The organism is Polynucleobacter sp. es-GGE-1, assembly GCF_018882005.1.
Taxonomy (GTDB): Bacteria; Pseudomonadota; Gammaproteobacteria; order Burkholderiales; family Burkholderiaceae; genus Polynucleobacter.
Genome location: NZ_JACVPE010000010.1, coordinates 70,828 through 83,779 on the forward strand (window position 1 = coordinate 70,828; position 12,952 = coordinate 83,779).

General features: G+C 46.2%; 11 protein-coding genes. 3 read left to right on the top strand and 8 right to left on the bottom strand.

The annotated features are described in order from the left end of the window. Positions 1-6: 6 nt before the first annotated feature. The 7 genes from ICN35_RS09185 to ICN35_RS09215 all read right to left on the bottom strand — a co-directional run bounded on the left by ICN35_RS09185 (position 7) and on the right by ICN35_RS09215 (position 8,930). Complete coding sequence (locus tag ICN35_RS09185) at positions 7-660, bottom strand: DUF502 domain-containing protein (protein ID WP_216126938.1); 654 nt, start codon at positions 658-660, stop codon at positions 7-9. 52 nt (positions 661-712) lie between these two features. Then, positions 713-2,299 carry a ubiquinone biosynthesis regulatory protein kinase UbiB gene (gene ubiB, locus ICN35_RS09190; protein WP_216126952.1) on the bottom strand — a complete coding sequence of 529 codons (1,587 nt, stop codon included), beginning with the start codon at positions 2,297-2,299 and terminating at the stop codon, positions 713-715. 3 nt (positions 2,300-2,302) lie between these two features. Further along, the gene (locus ICN35_RS09195) at positions 2,303-2,923 is read right to left on the bottom strand and encodes an SCP2 domain-containing protein (RefSeq protein WP_216126955.1); all 621 of its coding nucleotides are present in this window, start codon (positions 2,921-2,923) and stop codon (positions 2,303-2,305) included. A gap of 53 nt (positions 2,924-2,976) precedes the next feature. Continuing rightward, complete coding sequence (locus tag ICN35_RS09200) at positions 2,977-3,882, bottom strand: Tim44 domain-containing protein (protein ID WP_216126957.1); 906 nt, start codon at positions 3,880-3,882, stop codon at positions 2,977-2,979. Positions 3,883-3,949: 67 nt separating this feature from the next. Then, the gene (gene ubiE / locus ICN35_RS09205) at positions 3,950-4,693 is read right to left on the bottom strand and encodes a bifunctional demethylmenaquinone methyltransferase/2-methoxy-6-polyprenyl-1,4-benzoquinol methylase UbiE (RefSeq protein WP_215295886.1); all 744 of its coding nucleotides are present in this window, start codon (positions 4,691-4,693) and stop codon (positions 3,950-3,952) included. Continuing rightward, positions 4,693-5,091, bottom strand: a complete 399-nt coding sequence (locus ICN35_RS09210) for a gamma-butyrobetaine hydroxylase-like domain-containing protein (RefSeq protein ID WP_215295887.1) — start codon at positions 5,089-5,091, stop codon at positions 4,693-4,695. The genes ubiE and ICN35_RS09210 overlap by 1 nt, the downstream gene beginning before the upstream one ends. After that, positions 5,091-8,930, bottom strand: a complete 3,840-nt coding sequence (locus ICN35_RS09215) for an FAD/FMN-binding oxidoreductase (RefSeq protein ID WP_216126959.1) — start codon at positions 8,928-8,930, stop codon at positions 5,091-5,093. Before ICN35_RS09215 ends, ICN35_RS09210 begins: the two co-directional genes overlap by 1 nt. 134 nt (positions 8,931-9,064) lie before the next feature. Here ICN35_RS09215 and ilvA point away from each other — a divergent pair, with 134 nt between their 5' ends. From ilvA to queF, 3 genes are read left to right on the top strand one after another with little or no spacing between them, the layout of a single operon-like run. Next, complete coding sequence (gene ilvA / locus ICN35_RS09220; protein ID WP_216126960.1) at positions 9,065-10,585, top strand: threonine ammonia-lyase, biosynthetic; 1,521 nt, start codon at positions 9,065-9,067, stop codon at positions 10,583-10,585. Positions 10,586-10,599: 14 nt separating this feature from the next. Further along, the gene (locus ICN35_RS09225; protein WP_216126961.1) at positions 10,600-11,508 is read left to right on the top strand and encodes a 5'-nucleotidase; all 909 of its coding nucleotides are present in this window, start codon (positions 10,600-10,602) and stop codon (positions 11,506-11,508) included. A gap of 9 nt (positions 11,509-11,517) precedes the next feature. Then, positions 11,518-12,345 (top strand): NADPH-dependent 7-cyano-7-deazaguanine reductase QueF, encoded by an 828-nt coding sequence (gene queF, locus ICN35_RS09230; protein ID WP_216126963.1) that lies wholly within the window; start codon positions 11,518-11,520, stop codon positions 12,343-12,345. A gap of 78 nt (positions 12,346-12,423) precedes the next feature. Here the strand turns inward: queF and ssb are convergent, their stop codons facing one another. After that, positions 12,424-12,879, bottom strand: a complete 456-nt coding sequence (gene ssb, locus ICN35_RS09235; RefSeq protein ID WP_215295892.1) for a single-stranded DNA-binding protein — start codon at positions 12,877-12,879, stop codon at positions 12,424-12,426. Positions 12,880-12,952 lie beyond the last annotated feature (73 nt).

The following is a 12,952-nucleotide window of genomic DNA, read 5'->3' on the forward strand; positions in this document are numbered from 1 at the left end:
CTAAAATCAAAAATGGTGTGGTGACTCATGTGAAGTCAGGGCACTAGAATTATTTGGTGGAACCGAGCCCATGGAAACAATATGTTTCAATGCCTCTTCTACACTCATCTCCAACTCAATCGTTTGCGCACGAGGTACGATCATAAAAAATCCGGAGGTAGGATTTGGCGTGGTGGGCAAAAATACATTGACGTAGTCTTCGCCGAGCTTAGCAGTCACTTCTTTTGCAGGCGTGCCGGTTTGAAATGCAATCACCCAAGAGTCAGCATGAGGATAACGAATCAACAGAGCCTTACTAAAGGCCTGACCATTTCCAGAAAATAAAGTAGAAGAAACCTGTTGAACGCTCGAGTAGATAGAGCGAACAATCGGAATGCGATTGACAAACTTATCCCAAATCTTCAACCACCACTGGCCAGCAAAACTAATTGCCAGTAGTCCGGTGAACATAATCACTGCAATCACAATCACAATTCCAACGCCTGGGAGGTCGCGGAAGTGTTGGACATCTATTGCAGCATCATGGGGAAGAACCATAATGATGGCGTGCATTACCGAGCCAAAAACACCGTCGAGTAAACCCAAGCCCCCGGCAATCACCCAAACGGTGATTGACAATGGTGCCCAAACCAGGATGCCAGCGATAAAGTATTTTTTCATGTGTTTTGCCTAACCTGCTATTTTAGCGGTTAAGGAGCCAATCGGCGAGAGGCTAATAAATGCCTAGGCTGATGATCAAAATTCCAGCCAAAAATCCTCCAGCAAAGAGCAAAGCCCCAGCTATCAGGCGGTGAGTACGTCTTTCTTCAAGCAAAAGGGCTTTTAAGACCTCTAATTCACCATTTTGGTCTTTTGTTTGATGACGGCTTTGAGCCAAACTATCAGCAATTAAACGCGGCAAAGTAGGCAGAATTTTGGCCCAAGTGGGCGCCTCTTCCTTCAGTCCATCCAGCAAACCGCGCCAACCGAGCTGCTTATCAACCCATTTTTCCAAAATTGGCTTAGCGGTTTTCCAAAGATCCAAGTCTGGATCTAGCTCACGCGCCAACCCCTCTACATTTAAGAGTGTTTTTTGCAACAGGGTCAATTGAGGCTGTATTTCGATCTTAAAGCGACGTGAGGTCTGGAACAAACGCATCAACACAATTCCAAGAGAAATCTCTTTGAGTGGACGATCAAAGTAAGGCTCACAAACAGAACGCACGGCCCCCTCTAATTCTTCAACGCGCGTATTCGCCGGAACCCAACCAGATTCAATATGAAGTTCAGCAACGCGGCGATAGTCACGATTAAAGAACGCCAAAAAGTTCAGCGCTAAATAATTCTTATCCGATTCGCTGAGAGCACCAACGATTCCAAAGTCTAAAGAAATAAATCGGCCAAAAGTTTCTGGCTCCAAACTAATCATGATGTTTCCAGGATGCATATCTGCGTGGAAAAATCCGTACTCAAATACTTGTGTGAAAAATATCTCTACGCCGTCAGCTGCCAACTTCTTAAAATCTACGCCAGCTACACGCAAGTCTGCAGTGCGTCCAATTGAAATGCCATCCATTTTTTGCATCACAATGACATTGGTGTGACATAGATCCCAATACATCTCTGGAATCATCAACTTCTTAGAATCTGCAAAATAGCGACGCAATTGACTTGCGTTTCCTGCCTCGCGCATCAGATCTAATTCATCATGCAAGTAAGTGTCAAACTCTGCAACGTTCTCAGTCGGTTTCAAGCGACGCCCATCCTCAGAACTCTTTTCAATGACTTTTGCTAAGTCATACATCAAGGCCAGATCACCTTCAATTACTGGCAAGATACCAGGGCGCAATACTTTGATGGCTACGGTTTTATGAGCCCATTCAGGATGTTTGTCGGTGGCGCGCAACACTCCAAAATGCACTTGTGCAACCGAGGCACTTGCTACCGGGGTCGCATCAAAGCTCATGAATACCTCTTCGATAGGCTGACCAATAGCCTCTTCAATTAAACGACGAGACTCTGCATTAGAAAACGGCGGCACTTGATCTTGTAATTTTGCCAACTCATTGGCAATATCTTCTGGTAACAAGTCACGACGCGTGGAAAGCACTTGTCCAAACTTTACAAAAATCGGACCAAGTGCTTCAAGGGTTAAGCGAATGCGCTCTCCTCTTGGTAATTTAGTGCCAGGAGAAGTCCAACAAACGACTGTCAAAAAGCTACGGCCAACTCCTGATTTAAGAACATCGCGCAATAAAGGCAATAAACCATAACGCCAAGCAGTAAAAAATATAAAACAGATACGAGCAATTCGACGCACGATTTATTTAGCCTTTTGCTCTATGAGTTGAATGCGTTTTTCTAAACGATCTACTGAATCGCGTAAGTCATTTAACTCGGATTTGCGAACCATAAAATCGCGTTTATTTAAAAGGATCTTTCGCTCTTCACTGACGTACTCAATCACATTGTCTAATAAGTCACTGGCGGCAGAACGCGTAGCAGAAACAAATTTCTTACCTTGTCTGACAGCAAAATTTGCAGGCGCATCACCAACTATACGCGCCAGATCTTCCTCATACTCCCAGCGCAACTGGCCCGCTAAACGTCCAATCAATTGAGCCAAATCTGCATCACCAGTAATTTTGACAGCTTTGAAAGCTTGTTCCTTTAAATTGCCAGGGCTAGCCACCAAATCACTCATCGCTTTTGCAGACACCTCTAAGGCAAGTGTAGGGCTTTCCAACTCTCTTAAGACCTCTAAGCGTCCAACAGGATTAATCTCAAAACACAAGCGCCCAAAAGGAAGTTGAATAAGCACCGTCTTCTCTGCATGCTTTGCTAACTCAGCGCACGCCCATGGCTCTCGCCCCAAGACGTGGTTAATTCCTCGGCAAGCAGCTCCGGCAGCAATCGTATGTGTTGAAGAGGATATTGTGTTCATAAGTGTAAAAAACCCGCACAAGTGCGGGTTTTCCGACGGAAATTACCTAAAGCTTAAACTAACTGGGAGATACCCGCTAGTACCCAGCCTCCAGGACCCTCTACTGGCTTGCTTAAATTCCAGATTTCTGAGAAATCACTGGCTGGCACTCCCTGTTGCTCACGGATCATGCCGCTGAACTGAACGCTGCAGAAGTAATGCGCATCTGCGGTTTCGATTCCCAATAACCGCGCATTAATCGTCACAACATCAGTTTGGTTGGCGCTATCAGTCCGACCCGCTAAGTCCTGCTGAATGGTTGCAAACATTTCAGGGGTAGCGAATTCACGCAATGCAGCAAGATCCCCTTGATCCCAGGCCTTTTGCAAGGTCACAAAATACTGTTTTGCATTCTCTAAGAAAGCTTGCTGATCAAAGCCTGGTGGCAGCGTGGAATGAAATAGCTCAGGCTCCTGTGAAACGCCAGCAAAAGCATTTGCTACAGGAGTAAAAGCCGGGTCTTGTCTGGGATTTTGATTAAGGCTCGCTCGCTGCATACCAGGGGTAGGTGCATTTGCATTCTGCCCTGCGCCTGACATAGCAGGCAAGAACCTGCGAATCACAAACATGATGACAAAACCAGCCAGCACCGCAATCAACAAACCGGTAATCAGGGAAGAGGCTGCCTCACCCAGACCAAAATGCGATAAGAGATAGCCAATACCTAAACCAGCAGCTAACCCACCTAAGAGGCCACCCATGCCACCAAAACGACTAGGCGCTGGCGCTTGTGGTGCTGGAGCTGCAGGTTGAGCTTGCTGAGCTTGCTTTTGTGCAGGTTGAGCTTGCTTTTGAATTGGAGCACTGGGAGCTTTACCGATACTTTTGCCGCCACCAAGACGCGCTGCATCAACGTGACCCACTGTTGCGAATATCAAAGTAAAGCTTAATAAAACTGCTTTAAAAAAATGTTTGTTCATTGCTTTTACCCCTTCTAATAACTTCTTCAATACTTGAGTTTTTAAGAGCTTAAAAACTATACAACTATCAGTATTTAATACCAATATGTAAGGCAACGATACCCCCAGTCATTCTATGGGTTTGCACTTCGTCAAAACCAACCCCCAGCATCATCTCTTTGAGGGTATCCGCGTCAGGGTGCATGCGGATAGATTCTGCCAAATAGCGATAGCTTTCTGAATCTTGCGCTATTTTTTCACCCAACCAAGGCAGCACTTTAAATGAATACAGGTCATATACAGGTTGCAGGAAGGCATCTGGCTTGGAAAACTCCAAGACGAGTACGCGGCCCCCTGGCTTAATCACGCGACACATTTCGCCAAGTGCAAGCTCTTTATGAGTCATATTGCGCAAACCAAAAGCAACGGTTACAACATCAAAATGGTTATTAGGGAACGGAATTTTTTCCGCATCAAATTGCACACAAGGCAAGGCCATGCCCTGGTCTAACAAACGATCTCGACCGACACCTAACATTGAAGCATTGATATCACTCAACCAAACTTGAGCATCAGGATTACGACCCCAATCCGTCGCCTTGGCAAATGCGCTAGCTAGGTCGCCAGTACCGCCAGCAATATCCAGCACTTTTTGGCCAGGACGTACATTTGCACTTGCAATCGTGATCTTTTTCCAAACGCGATGTAGGCCGAAAGACATTAAGTCATTCATCACATCGTATTTGCTAGCTACCGAATGAAATACCTCAGCAACCTTACCAGCCTTCTCGGCTTCGTCAACGCTTTGATAGCCAAAGTGGGTTTTACTCATTAGTGACTTCCACAAGAGTGGCCATGTGAGTGTCCTGCCTGCACCATCGGCGCATCACGATCAAGACCTGCAGCAGCCAATTTATCCAAATGCTCTTTCCATACTTGCTCTTGGTTTTCGCACAAGAAATACAAGTAATCCCAAGAATATAAGCCTGAATCATGCCCATCAGAAAAAGTGGGTTTCAGTGCGTAATGACCGACAGGCTCCAGACTGGCAATCAACACCTCACGCTTACCCGTTTGTAAAGTCTCTTGACCGGGGCCGTGACCTTGAACTTCTGCCGATGGAGAAAGTACCCTCAATAATTCAAAAGGCAGTCGATATGAAGAGCCGTCGTCATAAGAGAGCTCAAGAACCTTGGACTGCTGGTGCACCACAACATTCGTTGGAATCATTAAACCAACACCCTTTCAATACCGCCTTGGTTAGCTTTGGTGACGTAGTCTTGCATCCAATTTTCACCGAGTAATTTTTGCGCCATCTCAACTACGATGTAATCAGCAGTAGTATTACTATCTGCATCAAAGCGGGTTAAGCCTTGCAAGCAAGATGGGCAGCTTGTTAATACTTTAACGTCGCCAGTGAAATCGCCCTGACGTAAATCATTGGCCGCTTTTTCCATTTCAATTTGTTTGCGAAAACGGACTTGAGTAGAAATATCAGGGCGAGTAACCGCTAAGGTTCCAGACTCACCACAGCAACGATCATTTTTCGCAATCGCTTTTCCGTCTTCCAATTGGATGAGCTCATTCACTGTCTTCAAAGGGTCCTGTAACTTCATGGGGGAGTGGCAAGGATCGTGATACATATATTTCACGCCTGTTACTCCAGTGAGCTTGACACCCTTCTCGGCTAAAAATTCGTGGATATCAATAATCCGGCAACCAGGGAAGATTTGCTCAAACTGATAGCCCGCTAATTGGTCGTAACAAGTGCCGCAAGATACGACTACCGTCTTGATATCTAAGTAGTTCAAGGTATTAGCCACCCGATGAAATAAGACGCGGTTGTCCGTAATCATCTTATCCGCTTTGTCAAAATCACCATTACCGCGCTGTGGGTAGCCGCAGCATAAATAGCCTGGTGGCAACACTGTCTGCACTCCAACATTCCAGAGCATTGCTTGGGTTGCTAAACCCACTTGCGAAAATAGACGCTCGGATCCGCAGCCCGGGAAGTAAAAGACCGCCTCAGTATCGGCAGAGGTTGTTTTAGGATCCCGAATAATGGGCACATAGTTTGCATCTTCAATATCCAATAAAGCACGCGCAGTCTTTTTCGGCAAATTGCCAGGCATCTTCTTATTTACAAAGAAAATAACCTGTTCAGTGATGGTCGGTTTCCCAACAGTTGCAGGAGGATGTGCAGTTTGCTTTTTAGCAAACTTACGCAGAAGATCATTGCCTAAGCGCTGTAACTTATAGCCCCAACCAATCATAGCCGTACGAACTAAATTAATCGTCTCTGGACTGGTGGTATTCAAAAAAAACATCGATGCTGCTGTACCTGGATTAAAACGCTGCTGACCCATTTTACGCATGAGGTTGCGCATATTCATCGTCACATCACCAAAGTCGATCTTGACTGGGCAAGGCGTTAAGCACTTATGACAGACAGTGCAATGCGCTGCGACATCATCAAACATTTCCCAATGCCGAATTGAAACACCGCGACGAGTTTGCTCCTCATATAAGAAGGCTTCAATCAATAATGATGTCGCCAAAATTTTGTCGCGGGGACTATATAAAAGATTTGCGCGTGGCACGTGGGTCGCGCAAACTGGCTTGCACTTACCACAGCGTAAGCAATCTTTCACGCTATCAGCGATAGCGCCGATATCACTTTGCTGCATGATGATGGACTCATGCCCCATCAAGCCAAAGCTTGGCGTGTAAGCCATGCTCAGGTCGGCATGCGGCATCAGCTTGCCCTTGTTAAATCTGCCTTCAGGGTCTACACGATTCTTATAGCTACGGAAGTCTTTTAATTCTGCTTCTGTCAGGTACTCCAACTTCGTAATACCAATACCATGCTCACCAGAAATCACGCCATCTAAGGAGCGGGCTAACTTCATAATACGATCGACTGCACGATGGGCATCTTGCAGCATCTCGTAGTCATCAGAGTTCACCGGAATATTGGTGTGTACATTACCGTCACCAGCATGCATATGCAATGCTACGAATACGCGCTTACGCAGAATATTTTTATGAATAGCCTCAAGCTCAGCCAATATCGGCTCGAATGCAAGACCGCCAAAAATAATGCGTAATTCAGAACGAACTTGCTCTTTCCATGATGCCCGCAAGCTGTAGTTTTGCAGTTGTGGAAAGTAAGTATCCATCTGCGTCAGCCAATCAGCCCAACGAGTGCGTACCCTCGTAATTAATTCAAGAGCCTGCTGTACCCGATCACCTAAAATCTCTGCTGTAGGGATTTCATATTCCGCATCACTCTTGCCTAATGGCAAAGCGCTCTTTTTCAAGAACGACTCCAGGCCGTCGAGAACTTGTAACTTGTTTTTAAGGGATAGTTCAATATTGATGCGATCAATCCCATCGGTGTACTCACCCATTCGTGGCAAAGGAATTACCACATCTTCATTGATCTTAAATGCATTGGTATGACGAGCAATGGCGGCTGTCCGAGCACGGTCGAGCCAGAACTTCTTGCGGGCTTCTGCGCTCACTGCAACAAAGCCCTCGCCAACCCGCAGGTTTGCCATGCGCACTACTTCACTAGTAGCTGCTGCGACTGCTCCTTCATCTTCGCCAGCAATATCGCCAATCAACACCATCTTTGGCAGACTATTGCGTTTAGATTTTGTGGAATAGCCAACTGCGCGCAAATAACGATCGTCCAAGTGCTCCAGACCAGCCAGAATGGGACCGCCTTGCTTACTTAAACCATCCAAGTAAGCCTTGATTTCGACAATACTTGGAATGGCCTCGCGCGCTTGCCCAAAAAACTCTAAACAAACAGTACGCATAAATTTTGGCATGCGATGCAATATCCAAGTTGCGCTAGTAATCAAACCATCGCAACCTTCTTTTTGTACGCCAGGCAAGCCTGATAAAAATTTATCAGTAACGTCTTTACCTAAACCCTCTTTGCGAAAACGCTTGCCTTCTACTTCCAGCAATTCTGTTTTTAGAATCCGCTGACCAGGCTCGCTATTACCATCAGACCAAGTTAACTGAAAGCGCACGGTTGCAACATCATGAATCTTGCCAAGGTTGTGCTCAAGACGTTCGACATCTAGCCAATTGCCTTCTGGATCCACCATGCGCCAGCTAGCAAGGTTATCTAGAGCAGTGCCCCAAAGAACTGCTTTTTTACCGCCGGCATTCATGGCAATGTTGCCGCCAATGCAACTCGCATCAGCAGAAGTAGGATCAACTGCAAACACTAAGCCAGCTTGCTCTGCAGCATCGGCTACACGGCGAGTGACAACACCAGCACCAGTAAAGATGGTTGAGACCTCATGAGCTACACCAGGCAGATGCTTAGATTTCACGCCGCCGATATCTTGTAATTTCTCAGTATTAATCACTGCAGACATGGCATACAAGGGAATCGCACCACCGGTATAGCCAGTGCCACCTCCACGAGGAATAATCGTGAGACCCAATGCCACGCAGGCTTTCACCAAACCAGGAATCTCTGACTCGTAATCAGGCTTAAGTACTACTAGTGGAAACTCAACACGCCAGTCCGTTGCATCAGTAACATGCGCTGCGCGCGATACGCCATCAAAACAAATATTGTCGCTAGCGGTATGGCGGCCTAATTCTTTACGTGCGCGTTTACGAATTTGTTCAACTTCCTTAAATCCATTTTCGAAATTTTCAATGGCGCGATAAGCAGCGCTTAATAAAATTTCGACCTGTTCTGCAGAATCTCCACTATTACGCTTTTTAACTTCACCCAAGCGATGCCATAGAGCATCGATTAATTGTTTGCGGCGAACTGGGCTATCTAATAAGTCATCCTGCAAAAAGGGGTTGCGTTGAACCACCCAAATATCACCCAGGATTTCAAACAACATGCGGGCAGAGCGGCCAGTACGGCGGACGCCGCGCAACTCATTGAGAACCCGCCACGACTCCTCACCTAAGAGGCGAATCACAATTTCTCGATCAGAAAAGGAGGTGTAGTTGTAGGGAATTTCGCGAAGACGGGGGGAGCCCGCCTCAGCATCCAACAACTGGTTTAAAGCCAATGGTGCGTTCATAGCGACATATTTGATAAATAAGCATTTTAGTTGAGCGAACCTGATAGTGTCAGCAAACGGATAAAGTTGCTCCCTAAATCGATAAACCCTTGCAAATCTAAGGGCTTAGGAGCCATCCGTGGTACGCTCATTGGATGGCAACGAACTATTTAAAGAAAATTTTATCGGCTTGCGTCTATGACGTAGCCAGAGAAACTGAACTGCAGCTCGCCCCCGAACTGACTAAGCGTTTGGGTAACCAGGTCCTTCTCAAAAGAGAAGATAACCAGCCGGTTTTTTCCTTCAAACTTCGTGGCGCCTATAACAAAATGGCCCATTTGCCCCCAGAATCCTTAAAACGCGGTGTGATTGCGGCTTCTGCAGGCAATCATGCTCAAGGCGTAGCCTTATCGGCTGCCAAAATGAAATGTAAGGCTGTCATCGTGATGCCGGTGACGACTCCCAGCGTCAAAATTGATGCCGTTAAAGCGAGAGGTGGTTCTTGGGTCGAGATCATCCTCCAGGGTGAGTCGTACAGCGACGCATTTCAACATGCGGAACTATTAGGCAAAAAACGAGGCTTGACCTTTGTTCACCCATTTGATGACCCAGATGTAATCGCTGGACAAGGCACCATTGCCCACGAAATTTTTACTCAATATGAAAAACCTATCGATGCAGTATTTGTCGCCATTGGTGGTGGCGGTCTCATATCCGGTATTGGCGAATATATCAAAGCAGTAAGCCCAAAGACCAAAGTCATCGGCGTGCAAGCCTCAGATTCTGATGCCATGAATCAATCACTCAAAGCGAACAAACGAATTGAGATGAAAGATGTTGGCTTATTTTCTGATGGCACTGCTGTCAAATTGGTCGGCAAAGAAACTTTCCGCATCTGTAAAAAAGTGGTTGATGAAATCATTACTGTCGATACCGATGAAATCTGTGCAGCCATTAATGATGTCTTTACCGATACCCGTAGCATCCTTGAGCCTGCTGGCGCCTTAGCCATTGCAGGCATGAAGAAGTATGTTGATAAAAAACGTCTCAAGAAGAAAACCCTCGTAGCCGTTGCTTGCGGAGCCAATATGAACTTTAGCCGTCTCCGCTTTGTAGCAGAGCGTGCAGACGTTGGTGAGTTCCGCGAAGCAGTATTTGCCGTAACAATTCCTGAAGAGCGTGGCTCTTTCAAACGTTTCTGTGAATTACTCGGTAAACGCAATGTAACTGAGTTTAACTATCGGATTGGTGATCAAAGCGAAGCACATATTTTTGTAGGCATCAGCACACAAAAAGCGGGGGATAGCGAAGCCATTGCAAAACATTTTCGTAAAGCGAAGTTTGCAACGATCGACCTCACCCATGACGAGTTAGCAAAATCGCACTTACGTCATATGGTAGGCGGTCACTCTGAACTGGCTAAAGATGAATTGCTCTACCGTTTTGAATTTCCAGAGCGCCCGGGTGCTTTGATGAAGTTCCTAACGAGCATGGCGCCTAACTGGAACATTAGTCTCTTCCACTATCGTAATCATGGTGCTGATTACGGCCGCATTTTGGTAGGCATCCAGGTACCCAAAAATGAGCAGAAGAAATTCCAAAACTTCTTGGCAACATTGGGTTACCCTCACTGGGATGAAAGTAATAACCCTGCATATCAGCTGTTCCTGAAATGAGATGTAATTCTTAAATGTCATACACCCTCACCGGAAAACTCGTTGTTGCGATCTCATCGCGCGCCCTATTTGATTTTGAAGAAGAAAATCGCATCTTTGAGTCAACCGATGACAGCGCTTATATGAAATTACAACTTGAGCGCCTGAGTGAGGCCGCTCAAAAAGGGGTGGCATTTCCATTAGTTAAAAAACTTCTCGCTTTTAATGAAGAAGGTGAGCAACGGGTTGAGGTAGTGATACTTTCCCGCAATGATCCTGTCAGTGGTCTGCGCGTTTTCCGTTCCGCCGAACACCATGGTCTGCATCTTGAACGTGGCGTATTTACCAGAGGTCGCCCTCCCTACCATTACCTTCGCTCATTACAAGCCAACCTCTTCTTATCGGCCAACGAAGATGATGTAAGGGCGACGATTGATGCAGGTTTCCCAGCTGCACGGGTCTACCCAGAGTCTAGTAAAACTGCTGAGTCTCACCCCAATGAAATTCGGATTGCGTTTGACGGAGATGCAGTCCTGTTCTCCGATGAAGCCGAGCAAGTATTTCAGAAAAAAGGGCTTGAGGCTTTTGTTGATCATGAGAGCAAGAAGGTCGACATTCCATTACCTCCGGGACCCTTCAAACCTTTATTAGAAGCATTGCACAGACTGCAGCGCTCCACTAGCGAAAACGGTATGCGCATTCGTACTGCGCTAGTTACTGCACGCTCTGCCCCAGCACATGAACGCGCTATTCGAACACTGATGGCATGGGGTATTGATGTCGATGAAGCCATGTTCTTAGGTGGCTTATCAAAGAGTGAGTTCTTGCGAGAATTTGAACCCGACTTTTTCTTTGATGATCAAACGGGCCATTGCCAATCGGCTGCATCCGTAGCCCCAACAGGACATGTCGTATCAGGTGTATCGAATAAACCTAAAAGCTAAAAGTAATTAATGGCAACGCTTCCACTTGGACAATCAACGCAATACCCAGATCAATATGATCCGAGTTTGCTCTTTCCCATTCCCAGGGCTGAAAACCGCAAGAAGATCGGACTTAAAGAGGGTCAATTTTTGCCATTTGTGGGTGTTGATACATGGAACGCATTTGAACTAAGCTGGCTCAATCAAAAAGGAAAGCCACAAATTGCCCTAGCTGAGTTTCAGATTCCCGCAGACTCTCCCAACATGATTGAGTCTAAATCTTTCAAGCTCTATCTCAATAGTCTCAACAACGCCCGCTTTGAAGATGAGAATGAAGTCAAAGAAAAACTCACTGCGGATTTATCAGTAGTGGCTGGCAGCAAGATCACTACTCGCATCAACCCAACTGATATCATTTCCAAAAAAGGAATGCAAGAGATGGGCGGCATCTTGATGGATCGACTAGATATCGAGATTGATCCAAGCTTGCCTGCAGATCCAAGCCTATTAGGTGTTAATGAATCTTTTGGTCCAATTGAACAGTGCTTGGTATCGCACTTACTCAAATCAAACTGCCCTGTTACCGGCCAACCGGATTGGGCTAGCGTCCAAATTCGTTATCAAGGACGCCCCATTCTTGAAGAAGGCTTACTGCGCTACCTGATTGGCTTTAGGCAATTGGGTGAGTTTCATGAGCATTGCGTAGAAACAATCTTTACTGACATCAAACGACAGTGCAAACCAGAAAAACTTTCTGTCTACGCCCGCTACACCCGACGCGGGGGCCTAGACATCAACCCATTCCGCACGGATCATAATTCTCCCTGGCCCGAAAATATTCGACACGCAAGACAGTAGGTAAATAAAAACCCCTTGTAGAAAATCCTAGAAGGGGTTTTTTAATACTACGATATCTACCGCATTATTGAATGTTGCCTAAAACGGAATATCATCGTCCATTGCACCGAGGGATGCGGCATTAGACGATGCGGGGGCAGACTGCTCAGCCGGCTTTGAGCGAGCATAGCTTTCACCACCGTCACCACTTCCGCCTACTGGCTTACCACCAAGCATTTGCATAGTTTCTGCAACGATCTCGGTAGAATACTTTTCTTGTCCACTGGCATCAGTCCATTTGCGTGTTCGTAAACGGCCTTCAACATAAACCTGTGAACCTTTTTTGAGGTACTGGCCAGCGATTTCTGCAAGCTTGCCAAAGAATGCAACGCGATGCCATTCTGTGGTTTCTTTCATCTCACCAGTTTGTTTATCTTTGTAGCGATCAGATGTGGCTACTGAAATGTTTGTAACGGCGTCGCCACTTGGCATATAACGCGTTTCTGGATCACGTCCTACATTACCTACGATGATGACCTTATTTACCGAAGCCATGTTGTCTCCCGAAGAAAAATACCGCTGTTATTACTGCTGAAAATGAACTACTCGCTTTAATTAAATTGATGAA

What these genes read in the sequence shown, in the direction of transcription:
- ICN35_RS09185 (WP_216126938.1), bottom strand. Translation starts at nt 660, where the DNA reads ATGAAAAAATACTTTATCGCTGGCATCCTGGTTTGGGCACCATTGTCA.
- ICN35_RS09195 (WP_216126955.1), bottom strand. Translation starts at nt 2,923, where the DNA reads ATGAACACAATATCCTCTTCAACACATACGATTGCTGCCGGAGCTGCT.
- ICN35_RS09200 (WP_216126957.1), bottom strand. Translation starts at nt 3,882, where the DNA reads ATGAACAAACATTTTTTTAAAGCAGTTTTATTAAGCTTTACTTTGATA.
- ubiE (WP_215295886.1), bottom strand. Translation starts at nt 4,693, where the DNA reads ATGAGTAAAACCCACTTTGGCTATCAAAGCGTTGACGAAGCCGAGAAG.
- ICN35_RS09210 (WP_215295887.1), bottom strand. Translation starts at nt 5,091, where the DNA reads ATGATTCCAACGAATGTTGTGGTGCACCAGCAGTCCAAGGTTCTTGAG.
- ICN35_RS09215 (WP_216126959.1), bottom strand. Translation starts at nt 8,930, where the DNA reads ATGAACGCACCATTGGCTTTAAACCAGTTGTTGGATGCTGAGGCGGGC.
- ilvA (WP_216126960.1), top strand. Translation starts at nt 9,065, where the DNA reads ATGGCAACGAACTATTTAAAGAAAATTTTATCGGCTTGCGTCTATGAC.
- ICN35_RS09225 (WP_216126961.1), top strand. Translation starts at nt 10,600, where the DNA reads ATGTCATACACCCTCACCGGAAAACTCGTTGTTGCGATCTCATCGCGC.
- queF (WP_216126963.1), top strand. Translation starts at nt 11,518, where the DNA reads ATGGCAACGCTTCCACTTGGACAATCAACGCAATACCCAGATCAATAT.
- ssb (WP_215295892.1), bottom strand. Translation starts at nt 12,879, where the DNA reads ATGGCTTCGGTAAATAAGGTCATCATCGTAGGTAATGTAGGACGTGAT.